This window comes from Streptomyces sp. x-19, assembly GCF_046549115.1.
In the GTDB taxonomy this organism is placed as follows: Bacteria; Actinomycetota; Actinomycetes; order Streptomycetales; family Streptomycetaceae; genus Streptomyces; species Streptomyces albulus_C.
This window is the reverse complement of sequence record NZ_JAJPWK010000021.1, coordinates 1-16876: the sequence shown is the minus strand read 5'-3', so window position 1 is coordinate 16876 and position 16876 is coordinate 1. Positions and strand designations below refer to the sequence as shown.

The 16876-nt window shown below is 69.1% G+C and carries 13 protein-coding genes and 2 pseudogenes; 12 read left to right on the top strand and 3 right to left on the bottom strand.

All coding sequences use genetic code 11. The features are described 5' to 3' along the window. Positions 1-26: 26 nt before the first annotated feature. From ACLJT4_RS32530 to ACLJT4_RS32520, 3 genes are all read left to right on the top strand, one after another. Positions 27-2261, top strand: a complete 2235-nt coding sequence (locus tag ACLJT4_RS32530) for an excinuclease ABC subunit UvrA (protein WP_411127827.1) — start codon at positions 27-29, stop codon at positions 2259-2261. Between the two features lie 116 nt (positions 2262-2377). Further along, a complete protein-coding gene (locus ACLJT4_RS32525) occupies positions 2378-3229 on the top strand; it encodes a VOC family protein (protein ID WP_411127825.1) in 852 nt (283 codons plus the stop codon). Further along, positions 3226-4176, top strand: a complete 951-nt coding sequence (locus tag ACLJT4_RS32520; protein ID WP_411127823.1) for a Gfo/Idh/MocA family protein — start codon at positions 3226-3228, stop codon at positions 4174-4176. The genes ACLJT4_RS32525 and ACLJT4_RS32520 overlap by 4 nt, the downstream gene beginning before the upstream one ends. 3 nt (positions 4177-4179) lie before the next feature. Here the strand turns inward: ACLJT4_RS32520 and ACLJT4_RS32515 are convergent, their stop codons facing one another. Beyond that, positions 4180-5193 (bottom strand): helix-turn-helix transcriptional regulator, encoded by a 1014-nt coding sequence (locus ACLJT4_RS32515; RefSeq protein WP_411127821.1) that lies wholly within the window; start codon positions 5191-5193, stop codon positions 4180-4182. Between the two features lie 119 nt (positions 5194-5312). On the opposite strand from ACLJT4_RS32515, the gene ACLJT4_RS32510 reads away from it, so the two are divergent. Beyond that, entirely contained in the window at positions 5313-5792 is a 480-nt protein-coding gene (locus tag ACLJT4_RS32510) for a VOC family protein (RefSeq protein ID WP_411127819.1), read from the top strand. Positions 5793-5817: 25 nt separating this feature from the next. On the opposite strand, the gene ACLJT4_RS32505 is transcribed toward ACLJT4_RS32510, so the two are convergent. Together ACLJT4_RS32505 and ACLJT4_RS32500 are read right to left on the bottom strand one after the other, a co-directional pair. Continuing rightward, positions 5818-6993: a winged helix DNA-binding domain-containing protein gene (locus tag ACLJT4_RS32505; RefSeq protein ID WP_411127817.1), complete on the bottom strand. Its 1176-nt coding sequence runs from the start codon at positions 6991-6993 to the stop codon at positions 5818-5820. Continuing rightward, positions 6990-7610 carry a TetR/AcrR family transcriptional regulator gene (locus ACLJT4_RS32500; RefSeq protein WP_411127815.1) on the bottom strand — a complete coding sequence of 207 codons (621 nt, stop codon included), beginning with the start codon at positions 7608-7610 and terminating at the stop codon, positions 6990-6992. The genes ACLJT4_RS32505 and ACLJT4_RS32500 overlap by 4 nt, the downstream gene beginning before the upstream one ends. A gap of 459 nt (positions 7611-8069) precedes the next feature. On the opposite strand from ACLJT4_RS32500, the gene ACLJT4_RS32495 reads away from it, so the two are divergent. The 8 genes and pseudogenes from ACLJT4_RS32495 to ACLJT4_RS32460 all read left to right on the top strand — a co-directional run bounded on the left by ACLJT4_RS32495 (position 8070) and on the right by ACLJT4_RS32460 (position 16662). Next, complete coding sequence (locus tag ACLJT4_RS32495; RefSeq protein ID WP_411127813.1) at positions 8070-8432, top strand: VOC family protein; 363 nt, start codon at positions 8070-8072, stop codon at positions 8430-8432. A gap of 28 nt (positions 8433-8460) precedes the next feature. After that, positions 8461-8868: a VOC family protein gene (locus ACLJT4_RS32490; protein ID WP_411127811.1), complete on the top strand. Its 408-nt coding sequence runs from the start codon at positions 8461-8463 to the stop codon at positions 8866-8868. A 57-nt stretch (positions 8869-8925) separates the two neighbouring features. Beyond that, positions 8926-9285: a VOC family protein gene (locus ACLJT4_RS32485; protein WP_411127809.1), complete on the top strand. Its 360-nt coding sequence runs from the start codon at positions 8926-8928 to the stop codon at positions 9283-9285. A 53-nt stretch (positions 9286-9338) separates the two neighbouring features. Further along, positions 9339-10052, top strand: coding sequence for an NADPH-dependent F420 reductase (locus ACLJT4_RS32480; RefSeq protein ID WP_411127807.1), 714 nt, complete (start codon positions 9339-9341; stop codon positions 10050-10052). 527 nt (positions 10053-10579) lie between these two features. Next, positions 10580-11170 (top strand): hypothetical protein, encoded by a 591-nt coding sequence (locus ACLJT4_RS32475; protein WP_411127805.1) that lies wholly within the window; start codon positions 10580-10582, stop codon positions 11168-11170. 327 nt (positions 11171-11497) lie between these two features. Continuing rightward, positions 11498-11566, top strand: a pseudogene (locus tag ACLJT4_RS32470) (beta-ketoacyl synthase N-terminal-like domain-containing protein); the annotation flags it as partial. 52 nt (positions 11567-11618) lie between these two features. Next, positions 11619-11699, top strand: a pseudogene (locus ACLJT4_RS32465) (YjbQ family protein); the annotation flags it as partial. A gap of 688 nt (positions 11700-12387) precedes the next feature. Further along, entirely contained in the window at positions 12388-16662 is a 4275-nt protein-coding gene (locus ACLJT4_RS32460; RefSeq protein ID WP_411127803.1) for a tetratricopeptide repeat protein, read from the top strand. Positions 16663-16876: the final 214 nt, after the last annotated feature.

Below are 16876 nucleotides of genomic sequence, written 5' to 3'. Positions count from 1 at the left end.
AACACGAACTTTCAGAGAGCTCACGCATGAACGAGGAAATCCTCATCGAGGGCGCACGCCAGCACAATCTCCGCAACGTCTCGCTGCGTATCCCCAAGAACAAGATCACGGTCTTCACGGGGGTGTCGGGCTCGGGCAAGTCGTCGTTGGTGTTCTCGACCCTCGCGGTGGAGGCACAGCGGCAGTTGAACGAAACCTTCACCACCTTCGTCCGCAACCGGCTGCCGCGCTACGAGAAGCCCGACGCCGACCGGATCGACCATCTGTCCACCGCGGTGGTCGTGGACCAGAAGCCGATCGGCGCCCATGCCCGGTCCACCGTCGGTACGGCCACCGACATCGCCTCGATCATCCGCTTGCTGTTCTCGCGTGCGGGAGAGCCCTCGGCGGGCATGGCGACGGCGTACTCCTTCAATACTCCCGAGGGCGCCTGTCCGACCTGTGCCGGGCTCGGCCGGACCGTCCAGCCCGACCTGGAGACGTTCTTCGACACCACCAAGTCGCTCAATCAGGGCGCGCTGCGCTTTCCGCTGTTCAACGTCGGTGGTGTGCAGTGGAGCCTGTTCACCCGCACCGGCCGGTTCGACCTGGACAAGCCGCTGAAGGACTACGCCCCACAGGAGTGGCAGCGCCTGCTGCACGGTGAACCCGGCTCCTCGGCGGCCTCCGACGAGGGACTGATCCCGCGCTTCGAACGCCTCTATCTGGGCCGGGACATCTCCACCCTGTCGCCCCGCACCCGCAAGGCCGTCGAGGACTTCACGATCCAAGGCACCTGCCCCAGCTGTCATGGGGCACGACTCAACGAGGCCGCGCTGGCAACCCGCGTCAACGGGCACCGCATCAGTGACTGGATGGCGATGGAAGTCACCGAACTGCTCGACGTACTGGGCCAGGTCGACCACCCGCTGGGTACCCCGCTCGCCGAACAGGCCGCCTCGGGACTGCGCCGCCTCGACGACATCGGGCTCGGATACCTCAACCTGGGCCGTGAGACCTCGACCCTGTCCGGTGGCGAGGCGCAGCGCCTGAAGACGGTGCGCTTCCTGGGCTCGTCGCTGACCGGGATGACGTACATCTTCGACGAGCCGTCCACCGGCCTGCACCCCCGAGACGTCGGCCGCATGAACGCGCTGCTGCGCGAGCTGCGCGACCGCGGCAACACCGTGCTCGTCGTCGAGCACGACCGCGACGTGATCGCCGCCGCCGACCACGTCATCGACATGGGTCCCGGTGCGGGCACGCACGGTGGCCGCGTCGTCTACCAGGGCACCGCCGCCGGCCTCCGGAAGACCGACACCCCAACCGGGCGCTGCCTGCGGCGCACCCCGGCGCTCAAGGAACAGGTCCGCACCCCGACCGGTTGGCTGACGGTCAAGGACGCCGCCCTGCACAACCTCAAGGACATCACGGTGGAGATTCCCACCGGGGTGCTGACCGCCTTCACCGGGGTCGCGGGATCGGGCAAGTCCACCCTGGTCACCGAGGTGTTCACCGCCCAGCACCCCGAAGCGGTCGTGGTCGGCCAGGGCAGCACCGGGGCGTCCTCCCGCTCCACCCCGCTCAGCCACCTCGGCATCATGGACACCCTCCGCAAGGCGTTCGCGAAGGCGGGCGGCGTCGACGCCGGGTACTTCAGCTTCAACTCGCGCGGCGCCTGCCCTCTCTGCCACGGCAAGGGCGAGATCACCGCCGACATGGCCTTCATGGACCCCGTCACCACCACCTGTGAGACCTGCGCCGGCACCCGCTACGACCCCGCCGTGCTCGCCCACACCCTGGGCGGCAGGAACATCGTCGACGTCCTCGGCCTCACCGCCGAGGAAGCCGCCGGCTTCTTCACCGACCGCACCCTCATCCGCAGGATCAGCCTGCTGAACGAGGTCGGCCTCGGCTACCTCACCCTCGGCCAGCCCCTGTCCACCCTCTCCGGCGGCGAACGCCAACGCCTCAAGCTCGCAGGCGAACTCCACAGGACCGGCGGCATCTACGTCCTCGATGAACCCACCACCGGCCTGCACATGTCCGACACCCGGACCCTGCTGGCCCTCCTGGACCGGATGGTCGACGCGGGCAACACCGTCCTGGTCATCGAACACGACCTCGACGTCATCGAGCACGCCGACTGGATCACCGACCTCGGCCCCGACGGCGGACGGGGCGGCGGCGAGGTCCTCTTCACCGGCAGCCCCGCCCAACTCCTGGAGCACCCCACCTCCCACACCGCCCGCGCGCTACGGCGCGATCTGGCAGGCCGGTGACAGCCCTGCCGGGCGGAGACCTTCTAGGACGTCGCCGGCCCTATTGGGTTCCTACCGTGAGACCAGCGCACATCGCGCTTCTCCCCTTCCCCCACACACGCCACAGGAGGTCTGCCATGAGCAGTTTCATGTCCCCCGGGAACGTCGTCTGGTTCGAGTTCGCCACCGCCGATCCGCAGGCGGTCGAGGGCTTCTACGGCCCGCTGCTGGGCTGGTCCTTCGAGAAGGACCCGGACTCCTCCATCGACGGCAACACCTACCTCCGCATCATGGCTCCCGGCATGCCCTGGCCGATGGGGGCCGTGACGAGCCGGGAAGGCGAGGCCGGGGTCGGCGAGGCATCCAACCTCTCGATCCTGTCCACGGATGTGGCCGCCGACGTCGAGCGGCTGCGCGGGCTGGGCGCGAGCGTGCAGATCCCGCCCACCCCGGTCGGCGACGTCACCGTCTTCGCCCGGCTGCGCGACCCGCAGGGCAATGTCTTCTCGCTGTTCTCCCAGAGCAACGCGGCCCGCTTCGAGGACCGCATGGAGGCCACCCACGAGCAGATGGAGCAGGTCGCCTTCGCACCGCGGCCCGGAGCGTTCGGCTGGTTCGAGATCGGCACCACGGACCCGGGAACCACCCGCGACTTCTACACGCGGGCCTTCGGCTGGAGGTTCGAGGGCGAGGGCCCGTACCAGTCCATCGTCACCGGCGGCCCGTACCCGGTCGGCGGGCTGTACGACCACAGCGGGCGCAAGGGCGGCGCCGACTATGCCATGCCGTGCTTTCTGACGGACGACGTCACGGGCCTGGTCGACAAGGCCGTCGCTGCCGGTGCTCGTGCCGAGCAGGGGCCCGAGACCTCGCCCGACGACTGCCGCTTCGCCCGCCTGCTGGACCCGCGCGGCAACCGCTTCGGGGCGTTCGACAACGGCAACAGCAAGGGCGGCAACCCTCACCACAGCGAGGAGGACGCACGATGAAGATAGGTCTTCTGGGCACGGGCTTCGGCCGCGCGCACGCCGCCGCCTACGCCGCCCGCCCCGACGTCGAGAACGTCGTCGTCTTCGGCCGCACACCGGCCAAACTCCAGCCGATCGCGGAGCAGTTCGGCTTCACCACGACCACCGACCTCGATGAGATCTACGGCGACCAGGACATCGGCCTCGTCGACGTCTGTCTGCCCACCCCGTTCCACGCCGACCACGCGGTACGGGCCATGGAGGCGGGCAAGGACGTGCTGTGCGAGCTACCGCTGGCCACCTCCATGGAGGACGCACACCGCGTCGTCGAGGCCCAACGCGCCACCGGACGGCAGGCGTTCGTCGATCTCTTCGCCCGCTTCAGCCCCGTCAACGAGTACCTCCTCAAGGCCATCGCCGACGGCACGTACGGGCCGCTGCGCACCTGGGAGAGCGAGGTCCGCACCGCTTTGCTGTGGGAGGGGTACGACCTGCGTCTGGACTCCCTCGTCATGGACGCCATGCACAGCGAGCTCGACCTCTTCGCCACCGCCCTGGGCCGCCCCGAGTCCGTCACCGCCCTCGGCGCCGAGGGCGCGTGGCGCGGCTCGGCCGGCGAAGCGTTGCTGCTCTACCCCGGCGGCGTACTGGCGCGCTGTGCCGCCTCCGCCCTGATGCCCAAGACCTACGGCATGAGCGGGGGCTCGCGGGCCGTCTTCGCCGACGGCGTCCTGGAGACGGAGTTCGCCGGGGGCGCCCAGGGGCAGGGACGCACCCGCCTCATCGAGTACACCGACGCCGGGCGGCGCCCCCTCGACCTGCCCGAGCGCGACACCTATGCGGCCGTCATCGACCACGTACTGGCCTGTCTGGCCGGAAAGGAGACCTCCCGGCTCACGCCCGAGAGCGCGCTGGACGGACTCCAGATCACACTCGACGTCCGCCGGCGGATCAACGACCGGGCATAACACTCAACCTCGCCCGTCAGGGCCCTGGGTCGTCTCGATGGCGCCAAGGGCCCGTTCGGCGATCCGCCGCAGGTGCGGGACGATCTCGGGCGGGCCGATCAGGGTGTAGTCCAGGCGCAGGGCGGCGATGCGGAAGGCGAGGAATTCGGGGGAGTCCACGGCCGTCCGCAGCCGGCAACGGTGCTCGTCCAACTGCTCCAGGACGCCGAGCGAGGCCGGCACACCCTCGGCAGCGCGCTCGATGGGGGCATGGACGATCAGCTCGGCGCGGCACTTGCCCGGCCCAGCCCCCAGGACGCCCGCCACATACGCCGCGGCGTCCTGCCCGTCGGGGAGCTCGCGTTCGGGGACGCGAGCGCCGGTGCGATGCAGGGCATCGATGCGATCGACGCGGAAGGTGCGCCAGTCGCCGCGGTCGACGTCGTACGCGACGAGGTACCAGCGCCGCCCTGCGGCCACCAAGCGGTTGGGCTCGGCCAGCCGTCGTGCGGGCTCGCCGCGGGCCGGGGCGTAACGGAAACGGATCCTCTCGTGGGCCACACAGGCCGCGGCGAGCGCGGCAAGGAGATCAGCGTCAGGGCCGGCAACAGGCTGAGAAATGCAGGTGGCGGCCTCGGCGAGATGGGACACCCGGCGCCGCAGACGGGACGGCAGTACCTGTTCCAGCTTGGCCAGGGCCCGCAGCGAAGTGTCCTCGATGCCGCTGACCGCCGCGGTCGCGGCGGTGCGCAGGCCGATGGCGATGGCCACGGCCTCATCGTCCTCCAGGAGGAGCGGCGGCATGGCCGTCCCGGCGACCAGCCGGTAACCGCCGATGTTGCCCTGGGTCGCCTGAACGGGATAGCCCAGTGCCCGCAGGTGCTCGATGTCGCGGCGGATGGTGCGGGGCGTGACCGCCAACCGCTCGGCCAGCTCGGCGCCCGTCCAGTCGCGCGGGGCCTGCAGCAGGGAGAGCAACTGCAGCAGCCGGGCGGCGGGATCTCTCGTACCTCGGGTCTCTCCTGGTTCGGCTCTCATGCCGATCACCTTCGCCGAGCATTAGGACGTTCGATGACCTATCAGCCCTCTACCGTCGAAGACGCCGGGCGAAACACCCCGTTTCCTCACCATTCCCGGCCGTGAGAGAGGAGCCCACCGTGGTCACCGAGGAAATCTTCCAGCGCTTCGTGCCCCTGCTGTACGTGCGCGACAGTCTGGAGGCCATCGCCTTCTACACCGATGCCTTCGATGTCGAGGAGCTCACCGAGCGCACCATGCTGCTGTCCCAGGTGCCCGGCATGGACAAGACGCCCGGCGCGGACAAGACGGTCGTCTACTCCAAGCTCCAGTTCTCCGACGGCAGCGCGTTGGGCGTTGCCGAGCTGACCGCCGACACCAAAGCCGACGGCGAGCACATCATCGGCAACAACATCCACATCGGCCTGGTCTACGAGGACCCCGCCGAGCAGCGCACCGCCTTCGACAGGCTCGCCAGGGACGGCAAGGTCCTCGAAGCCCTGGAGAACCGGTTCTGGGGCGCCGCCTACGGTGCCGTCCGCGACAAGTACGGCGTCATCTGGGAGACCAACTGCTACCTCGCCCAGGGTGATGGCGAAGGGGCCGGTGGGCCCGTCTGACGGGCCGGCCGCTGCGGGCGTGGGTTCACGAGGCGAGTTCGCGCTCCAGCGGCGTGCGGTAGGCGGGGGTGAAGCGGCGCTCCCCGAGGAAGGCCGTCGTCCGTTCCGCCTCGGCCTCGATGGCGGTACGGGCCTCGCGTCCGGGATCGTCGAGCAGTCGCCAGGCCAGGGTTCCGTCCTTGCGTTGTGCCCAGCCGCCGATGATCCGGCCGTTCCACCACACGGTCGGGCCGATGTTGCCCATCCGGTCGAAGAGGGCGGGCACGTGCTCGGGGTCGAGGTAGAAGCCGCGGTCGCGCCAGCCCATCGGGGTGGAGTCTAGGGCCGGCAGCAGCGCGGCGGCCGGCTCAGCCTCGGCAGCCGGCGGCGCTTCGAGATTCTCGGGCAGGGCGTAGCCGGGGCCGTCGTCCAGGCGGACCTCCACGGCGTCGGTGGCGGCGAGGGCCTTGCGGGTCTCGGTGAGGGTCCAGCCGGTCCACCACTTCAGGTCGGCGAGGGTGCCGGGGCCGAAGACGGTCAGCCATTGCCGGACCAGCTCTGCACGGGCCAACGGAGCGGTAATATCCGGCAGTTCAGGGGCGGGGGTCCAGGCATGCTGGTTGCTGGTCCAGCCGCCGCGGCGGCTACCGCGGGTGAGGTGTCCGCCGGCGGCCAGGGCGAAGAGCAGATCGGTGGCAATACTGCGGCGCGTCTCGTACGTCTTGCCGGGCGAGACCACCAACTGCCGGTCCAGGCCCGGTACGGCGGTGGCCAGCTCCGCCGTCGTGGCCTCGCCCCGCTCCCGTACGACCTCCAGCGCGCTACGGCTGACGTTCTCCAGCCAGGCGGCATCGCCGTAGCCGTTCCCTTCCAGTTGGCGCAGCAGCCCCTTGGTGCGGGCTGCGGCGTTCGGCCGGCCGACGGCGGCCAGCATCACGGGCGCCAGGGAGGTGGGGACAACGAAGAGGGTGCAGCGCATCGCCGTCATCCGCAGCAACTCCTGCCGCTCGTACAGCTCGCGTTCGACGGATTCGTGGCGGGGGTCGCCCAGGCGGGCGGCGGCCGAGAGGTAGACCGTTGCGGCGTCGGTGGCGTGCAGGGCCAGCACCGATTCGACCACCTCACGGGTGGTTGTCAGCCGCAGGCCGGGGCCGGGCAGGTGGCGGCGGACCAGGCGGGCGCGGCGCTGCGCGTCGGTGATGCGGGGAACGGCGGGGCTCATGCGGGGGCCTGTGGGGTGTCTAGGTCCGTGGCGGGGGCGGGCAGGCTGGGATTGGGGGTGAGGATGCGGCGCAGGACGCCCTCGACCTCGGCCCGGGTGGGGGGCGTGGTGCCGGCGAGTCCCCGCAGGGTCAGGCCGTTGGTGGCCACGGCGGCGGTGCGGGCGGTGAGTTCGTCGACGTACGGCAGAAGGGCGCTCACGCTCAGTTCGATGAACCGGTCGGCGATCGGGCGCAGCGCGGGCCGACGCAGGGCGGCGAGGTAGAGCTCGAATTCCATCACCTGCTGGTCGCGTTGGGGTCCGAAGCAACCCATGAGGGCGTCGGTGAGCAGCACGGCGAGCTGTTCAGGGGTGAGCTCGGGGCGTTGGGCGACCCAGTCGGCGAGGTAGGCGGCGTAGCGGTCCACCGACCGCTGGAGGGCGGCCTGGATGAGGTCGTCCTTGGTCGCGAAGTGGTAGGTCGTCGCACCCAGAGGGACACCGGCCTTCTCCGCGACCGCGCGGTGGGTCAGCCCTTCGATGCCGCGCTCGGCAATGACCTGCTCGGTGGCGCTGGTGATCTCCTCGATCCGCCGCTTGGGGTCGTACCGCCGCCTCGTGGCGTCCTGCCCAGCCATGACCACATCCCTCCCGAGGGTCTTACACGCTACGGAGAAACTGACTTCTGTACGAAGGTATCAAATTGCCTCCGATCAGACCTGTGAGTCGCCCTCTATCGGGAATCAGGGCCTCTTTCCTGTGTCCCTTCGGTTACGGATTGCCATATGCGCCGGCCCGACCGCGTCCATGTTTAGGTGATTTGCCCTACTCGCGAGTACGCCTCGACAAGGATGCGAGACGTATGTACTAATTGGAGTCCGGGACGCCGAGAGTCACTCCCGCAGCCTGTAGAGGCGGGACGCCGCTGCGCGAAACCGGGCCCGCCGCCGTGCGGCCACGGCGACACCGCCCCGCGGAAGGCATGGAGCAGGCGACGCGCCGACGGGGTACCCCTCTCGCGATCCGCATCCCGCATCCCGCATCCCTGTTCACGACCACGAGGAGCCGATATGGCCACCCCCACAGGAACCGTTCGCATGTCCGCGTTCTGGGCCCCCGACGGCAGGGCGCTCGCGGACTTCTACGCCGCCGCGCTCGGCTGGGAGGTCACCGCCGAGCACAAGGACGACGACGGCAACAGCCTGGCCACCCTCATCAGCGACGGCCACGCGACCTACGTCTTCCACACCGCCCGCCACTTCCGGGCCCCGAACTGGCCCGCGGATGAACTGCCCTTCCATCTCGACCTGGCCTTCGACGACGTCGAGGCCGCCGAGCGGCGGCTGATCGAGCTGGGCGCCACCAAGCCGGCCCACCAGCCCGGCGGCGCGCACTGGGCCGTGCTGCTCGACCCCTCGGGCCAGCCCTTCTGCCTCAGCGCCACCCCCGAACGCGCCTGACCCACCCACCCCTACCGCGGAGACGATCATGACGTTCGCACCCTGCATCAGCGTCCGCGACACCGACGCCAGCCTCGCCTTCTACCGTCAGCTCGGCTTCGACGCCGACTCCAGCACCGCCCGCCCCGGCGACGACATCCACATGCTGCTCTACCAGGGCACCTTCTGCGCGATGCTCTACAGCAACGCCGACCTGAAGACCTGGCTGCCCGTCCTGGCAGACACCCCCGTCGGTTTCGCCGGCATGTTCTACCTCGGCGTGGACGACCTCGAAGCCGCCTTCGCGCAGATCTCGCAGCACGCCGAGATCGTCAAGCCGCTGACCACCGACCACAACGGGCAGCGGATGTTCTACTTCCGTGATCCCGACGGCTACGTCATCGGCATCAACGAAAAAGCCCGGCTGCACAGCAGTGATCTCGGCAAGTACGCCTGACCACCCACCACTTGGAAGCCAGCGCCCGTCATGATGAACATCGCCCCGTGACTGGCCGTGAGCGACCCCCTGGCCACCGCGGACTTCTACCAGAGACTCGGCTGCGGCGTCCTGGACACCGGCCCCCTCGACGCCGAGCACCCCCTCCTGATCATCACTCACGACGGTAAGCCCTCGCTGATGATCCAGGGCCAGGAGAGCCTGCGGGAGCTGCTTCCCGCCATGCGGCCCGTCAACGGCTGCTCGGGCATCCACTACTTCACCGTCGCCGACTTCGACGCCACCGTCGAGCGCATCCGGCCCCTGGTCGACGTCGTCAAGGACACCGTCCCCAACCACGACCGCACCGGGCGGGAGTTCTTCTTCCGCGACCCCAACGGCCACCTCATCGGCGTCACCCAGAAAACCCGGCGCTGACCACCGGGACACCCGGAAAACCACCGACCCCACGCACAACAAGGAGCAACACCATGAAGATCGCAGTCCTCGGCACCGGAGGCGGCGCCCGCGCCCACACCGCCAAGCTCCTCGAACTCGGCCACGACGTCTCCGTCGGCACCCGCGACGTCGACGCCACCCTGGCCCGCACCGAGCCCGACATGATGGGCAACCCGCCCTACCGCCAGTTCCTGGCCGACCACCCCGGCATCCAACTGCGCACCTTCGCCAACGCCGCAGCAACGGCCGACCTCGTCATCAACGGCATCGACGGCGCCAACGCCCTGGCCGCCCTGACGGCTATCGCCAACCAACTCGCCGGCAAGACCCTCATCGACTACGCCGTCCCCTACCTCTACAACCCGCAGGTCGAGCACCCCTGGCCCACGCCCTTCGGTGTCATGCCGAAGCTGGAGCCGTGCGACACCGACAGCCTCGCCGAACAGATCCAGCGCGCCCTGCCTGAGGTGAGGGTCGTCAAGTCCCTCGTCACCCAGGAACAGGACACCGTCGTCAACCCCAAGGCCGTCGGGGGCGGCGACCACACCATGTTCGTCGCCGGCGACGACGAGCAGGCCAAGAAGACCACCACCGAACTGCTCCGGTCCTACGGCTGGAGCGACATCCTCGACCTCGGCGGCCTCGTCGCCGCCCGAGGCATGGAAATGTACGCCCACATGCACGCCGCTATCGGCATCGCCCTCGGCCTCGGTAACCACTTCGGCGTCAAGATTATCCGCCACTGACCCGACAGTGACAGCCGCAGTCGCGGCATCGTCCCGGGGCGGAACCAGCGCGACATCACCCCCTCGGTCAGGGGGAGGGTATCGGGATCGCCATACCACTGACCTGTGAAGACCTGAACGGGAACCGGAGAGCCGTCGCGCAGGAGCGGCGCGGCGAGGGCGCTGAGTTGCGTGGCGATGGTCGGATTCGCTGCGGACGCCGGGGGTGTGGTGCACGGCGCCGGCCATGGACGTGGACCACGTCGCCCCGGGCAATGACCACGACCCGGCGAGTCTGCGGGCGTTGTGCCGGTGGCATCACGCGCGGAATTCCAGAGCGGAGGGCGCGGCGGCCAGGCGGAGGTGGGTGCCGAGGCGGAGGCCGGAGGTGCGGCCCGGATCTCCTGGCGGGTTGAGCGCGCGGGCACCGAGAGTGGAATGAACCGTTTCTTGACCTCCCGTCACCTATTCGCCTGTTCGCTCGCCTGCCAGGGTTCTCGTGAAAACCACCGAGGTACGAGGAGAAAGGGCTCCCGGTGAGCTTAAGGGTGAGATCGGCGCTGGCGGCCGGCCTGCTGGCGGCTGCGGCAGTGGTGGGAACAGCGGGCACCGCCCAGGCGAACACCTACCAGTACAACGTGATGCTCCAGGACTACGCCACCGGCTACTGCCTGGACTCCAACGGCGGCGATGTCTACATCAATCCGTGCCAGCCCGGTAATCCGTGGCAGCGTTGGAACGTCGTGTCCTACGACGGCAACGTCGGTGGCTACTACGACCGGGTGCAGATCGTCCATCGCAAGGAGGGCAACTGCCTGCGAGTCCAGTGGTCGCATGCCGTCTCGGATCCCAGTGGCTGGTTCGCGACCCGCGCGGCCGGGTGCAATTCGAGCGACTACCACGACCAGTGGAACATGACCTGGGTCGGCAACAGCTCCGGCAACCCTCGCAACAGTTGGCAGTTCGCCAACTACCAGGCGGACTCCAATCTCAACGCGGTGCTCTGCCTTGACCGAGGGCAGGACGGACACTACAACCAGCTGCTGTGGAACCAGGGCCACCCGCAGGGCGCCCCCATCGCCAAGACCACCTGCTACAACCACACCAACCGGTACCAGATGTGGAACATGGTCCATTGACGTGTCCGAGGGGTCGGGCGACGGAACCGCCGGCAGATCGTTCCGTCAGTCGTGGGACGGGCGCAGTACGTGCAGCGCCTGCGGCTGATCCAGAATGGGGAGTTTTGCGGCCTGCGTCAGGGTCGAGGCGATATCGGCGGATTCGGCCTCCTCCACCTCACCTCACCCGCACCACATGCCGCTTGGTGAACCGGCCTGTTATCGGTCCGTGGAACCGGGAGCCCGAAAGCCCCGGGACGGAGGCCACGGTCCGAGCCGCGGTGCATCGTGTGACCGGCACCGTGCCGGCGTCCGATCTCCCACCTGGATACCGCTTGCTCCTCGTCGTTGGTCGCTCTGCACCTGGCCGTCCAGACGCTGCACTCCGGGGACTGCTCGCTGGCGATCGTGGGAGGGGCGACCATGATGGCCGCACCTGACGTGTACGTCTTCTTCAGCGAACAACGCGGGCACTCGGCAGTCCGTCTGCCTGGTGGACACGAACGCGAATAACACGGACCGTCGGGTCCGGTTGAGCTTCCTGGGGTGACTTTACGGTTTTCCCGGGAGCCAGTCCTCAACGACGAGCGCCAGGCGACCGCCATCGCCTTCTGGAGACGCGCGAACACCTTTTTCACCGCGTACACCTCCCCGAAGCAATGTTCAGGATTTCGGCATCCCTGGTGCATCCAGACTGCGCTCACGTAAGCACGCTGCACAGTGAGCCACAGGTGAGCGATCCGCCCCCCCTGTTCACCGTTGCACGGATCGCTCAAGGCACGACCACGGATAACCCGGACCGCCGGAACCAGTGGCAACGGCATGAACGTCCCTGCTATACCTGCGGAAAGGTTGGCCAGGGGGAAGGCGGGACGGCGTGACACAGCCGTGGAAGATCGTGCTGATCGTGGTCGGGGTGGCCTGCATCGCGGCGACACCGATGGTGTGGTTACTGAACGGCCCAGGGACCGGGGAGCTGGTCGGGGCGTCGTTGCAGGTCGGCACCGGGGTCGCAGCGCTGGTATGGGCGTGGTTGCAGCCCCGGCAGGGGGACTCGGCCACAGATACAGGCCAGGCGAAGGCGTCCGGTGGTGGGTCGGCGCACACCGGGATCCGCAGGCCCGGTGGGGCGGGCACGGGATCGGCGCGGCTGGATCGGACTGGTGACGCAACGGCTGACGGGTCCGGCAGCAGTGCCGGTACCGGGATCGACTACAGCTAGCCTCGGGGGCGGGTTGATGGAGGACGAGAACGGGCCCGGCGACGCCCGGCCGGGCGCCGAGGTGCGGGACAGCGGCGAAGCCCGCGCGACGGACGGCGGTACCGCGATCACCGGAGTCAGCGCGGCGAAGGTGGCCGGCGCGCCCGGCTCCGTCTCGGTCAGGGCGACGGGGGCGGCGTACGCCTCGCACGGTGGGGTGGCAATCACTGGGTACGTGGCGGGCGACGTCCGTGTGACGCTGCCGTCCCCACAGTCCCGCTCGGTGCAGGACTCCGTCCTGCCCGGCGAACGGCGCCCGCGCCTGTTCGGGCGCGAGGCGGAGATCTTCGCCGGCCTCGACGTGCTGCGGCGCGCGGACGACGGCGGCCGGGCGGCAGTTGTGGTGACCGGGGCTCCTGGCATTGGGAAGAGCGACGTCGCCCTGCGCATGTCCCGGCTGGCTGCGGAGCGGTACCCGGACGGCCAGTTCCACATCAATCTCGCACTGTCGACCGGCCCCACGGACCTCGTGTCGTCGATACTCCACGCGCTCTTTCCGCCCGAGCCTCCCCTGCCGGACCGCCGTGACCAGCAGCTGGCGCTGCTACGGACGACGCTCGCCGACAAGCGCGTTCTGCTGCTCGTCGACGACATCGTCTCGGAGGAGGCACTCCTTGAGATCCTCTCCGTCGACGGCCCGTTCGCGCTGGTGGGGACCAGCCGCGTCAAGCTCAGCGGGCTCAGCGGCCTAGTCCGCCTCATCGACCTCGGTCCACTGCCGGCCGTGCCCAGCGAGGAGCTCGTACGGTCGGTCGCCGGCCCTGGCCGGCTGACCGGCGAGCAGACGGCCGCGCTGTCCGCGGCGTGCGCCGGTCACCCGCTCGCCCTGCACATCGCCGCGGCGCACCTGGCCCGCCGGCCCCGCGTGAACGTCGACCGCTACCTGTCCGAGATCACCAACCCCGACCGCAGCGTCAAGGCCCTCGTCGCAGGCCAGACCGCGCTGCAGCCTGTGTTCCAGCAGAGCTTCGACGCGCTCGAACACGACCAGGCACAGGTCTTCTCCGCGCTCGGTGTTCTGCCGCACATGTCGTTCACCATCGATGTCGTCGCAGCGGGCATCGCACAGCCTCCGCTGGACGAGGTCGACGACGACAACCTGATGGACACGGCCGCGCTCCTCGACTCGCTGGTCGAACTCAGCCTCATCGAGCAGCTCGACGACGACCGATTCGTGATGCACGAAATTCAGCACCGCTTCGCTCGGCTGACGTCCGCGCCGTGGTCGGAGACACAACGGGCGGATGTCGTTCGTCACGCCTGTCTCGTCACAGCTCTCCGTGTGCGGTCGTCTACCGATGCGATCGGCTTCCTGGACGAGGAGGCAACCGTCCCTGCCGAGAGCAGTACTGAAGCGCTGCAGTCGCTGGACGCGGACCGTCCCGGCGCGGTCGCTCTCGTCGAGACGGCCCGGCAGTACGAGGTTTGGGACCACCTACTGCTTCTCGCCTTCGCGCTCACCGAGCATCTGCGGCTTGCCAGTCACTGGAAGGAGCTGGACCGCGTCTACCAGTGCGTACAGGAAGCCGGGGAGCTGGCCGGGCGCGCCAACTGGACGGCCACCGCGCTGTACAACCGGGCTGTGGTTGCCGGGCACTTCGGCGAGAGCCAGGATGCGGTGGATCTGTACAACCGTTGTGCTGAAACGGCGCGCGCGGCCGATGATGCCGAGTATCTGTTCATGGCGCAGCTCGGTCTGGGGACGCTGCTGATCAACCTGGGCCGGCCCCGCGACGCCATCGATTACCTGCGAAGCGGACTGCACTACTGGCGGACCGTCGGGCATCATCAGGTACTCGTGCTCGCCCTGGGGCACTTGGGCCAGGCGTACCTGGCGGTCGGACAGACCCGCCGGGCCGAAAACTACCTGCGCAACAGCCGGGACCTGAGCCGGAACAGAGGCTTCGGCGAGATGCTAGCCACCCGGTCGATCGCCACACTGTTGAGCAGCACGGGCCGAGTGGCGGAAGCGGCGGAGGAGTCCGTCCGGGACATCGAACGGGCACGGGCCATCGGCAGCCGGGAGTGGGAGGCGCGGGCGCTGATGGACCTCGCGGCGGTCCCGGCCAGCGCTCGGCCGGAGTCGGCTCCGGCCGAGCCGCTCGAGGCCGCTCTGTCCATCCACCAGGAGACGGGTGACGTGCAGGGCCAGGTCCGGGCGTTGTTCCAGCTCGGTGAGGATGCCGCGCATCGTGCTGACCTCGACCGGGCCGCAACCTACCTCGCGCAGTGCGCGGAGCTCGCCATCGCAATCGGCGACCATCAGCATGCGGCGCGCTCCCTGACCTATTTCGCTTCGTACAGCGGCGGTATCGGGCACCACGACACGGCGGAGTCGCAGTTCGAGGTCGCGTCGGACATGGCCCAAGAGTCCGGCAACCCGGTCCTTCAGGCAGATGTTCTGCGGAAGCGAGCCCAGTTGCTGTGGCACAGGGGGAGGATCGGAGACGCCGTCCGCCTGCTGACCGAAGCGGAGCAGTCCCTCGCCGCCACCGACGAGAAGCGGGCACTCGCCCAGGTCCGGGCGGCTCTGGGAGAAGCCCTGGTCGTCGCGGGGCAGTGGCAGGACGGCGCCCGCATGCTGCGGTCCGTAGTCTCCGACTTCAGCGACGCCGCCTCCTCCCGCACTCGGGCCCGGGCGACGCGCGCCCTGGCCGTCGTCCACTCGCGACGCGGCCAGCACACCGAAGCCCTGTCCGCGATCACAACGGCACTCAACGACTGCGAGCGGCACGACGACGTCGACGGCGTCCTGCACTGCCGGATGGCACTGGGCAACATCCACGCACGGGCCGGGCGGTGGGCCGAAGCAGCCGATCAGTACGAACAGACCGCGCGAGCCGCTGCCGAGTACAAAGATCTCCATGTCCTCCTCTCCGCCCGCGCACAGGTCGCGACCTGCATGCTGCATACCGGCAACCGGGACGAAGCCGTCGCCCTGATGACCAAGAACATCCCGCTCGCCGAAAGGCTCGGCATGGACTCCGTGCTGACGTCCCTGCACACGAACCTCGGCGCCTGCCACGCCGAGGCCGGCGAGCACCCCGCCGCGGCCGCGTCTTTCCGCACGGCCCTGCAGATCAGCGAACGTCTCGACGACGGCCCCCTGCGCGCCACCTGCCTGTTCAACCTGGCCCGCGCCGAGAAGGCCCTCCATGCATCGGAGGCCGCGCGTTCCCGCGCCCGGCAGGCATTCGTGCTCCACCAGGCGCTCGGCAACTGGCCGGAGGCGGGCGAGACGCTGGTCTTCCTGGGCGCACTCCACCAGGAGACGGAACCGGGCGGGACCGTACCCAGCCCCGTGGAGCTCGTGGGCGGCGCCCCAATCGACCTGCGCGTCCTCGAATCACTCCGCGCTCGCGTCCTCCGGGACGGTCGCGACGACGCCGTTGTGCCGTCACCTAACCTCCCCCGGCTTCGCAGCGTGCGGATCTCCGACTCCGTGCAACAGGAACTGTCCGCATTCGACCTGGAGTCGCTCACGCTTCGGTACGCCACCTCCCGGCAGTACTGCACTATGTGCAACCTGATCATCGACGAGTCCGGCGAGGCCGAACTCCTCTTCCTCCGCCACCCGGACGTCCACCACCCGATGCTCCGGCTCGCGCACACCCACTGCCACCTCTCCGACGTGATCGAACTTACCGGCCCGGCCCCCGATCGCTCCCCTGATCGCTTCGACGCCGAATGCATCCTCTTCGGCGGCGACCGTGCCGGAGTCGTCCTCGACTGCCACGGCGGCTGGGGAGCGATCAACGGCAGCCGTCGCATCGAGGACGTCGCCCTCCGGCTCTTCCTGGAGTCGGGCTTCACCAACCTGCGCACTCTGCACACCGAAAACGGGGGCAAGCCCCTCGACCCCCGCGAACTGCCGCCCGTCTCCGGCCGGGACCTTCAGGCCCGCCTGGTCGACAACAAACTCACCCTCAGCAGCCCCCAAGGCGACCTCTTGCCCGGGCTGCCGCTCAACTTCTTTCCTCACTGGTACGAGCGGGCCCACCAGGACTCGCTGATCGTCATCGCCGGCCGGAACCTTCCGGGCATGGTGGCGGAGGACCCCACGCACCTCAACCGCGCCATCCTCCTCGGGCAGGCTGTTGGCGCAGCCGTGCCGCTCACGGTGGTGCGGCCACGCAGGAATGCGCCGTGTCCATGCATGATGCGGCGGGGGCGGAAGTTCAAGCACTGCTGCAGTGGGCGGGAGGGGAGGGCGGTGTCGGCGAGCGGGGGTGATGTGACCGCCCGGCCTTGATTAACCTCGTTGTCCGTTGCGATCGGCGACTGCGGCGAGTTTGATGCGGACGTTGGCTGCGACCGGATCGTCCTTGTCCCGCACCCGCTAGTAGTGCTTTGTTACGTGGTCTTGTCACGGTGGGTGTGTGGTAGTTCGCTGGTTGTATGAGGGCTGGGGAACTTGCTGTGTGTCGGGGCCGGTTGGAGGAGTTTGCCGGGGAGGTGTTTGCGCC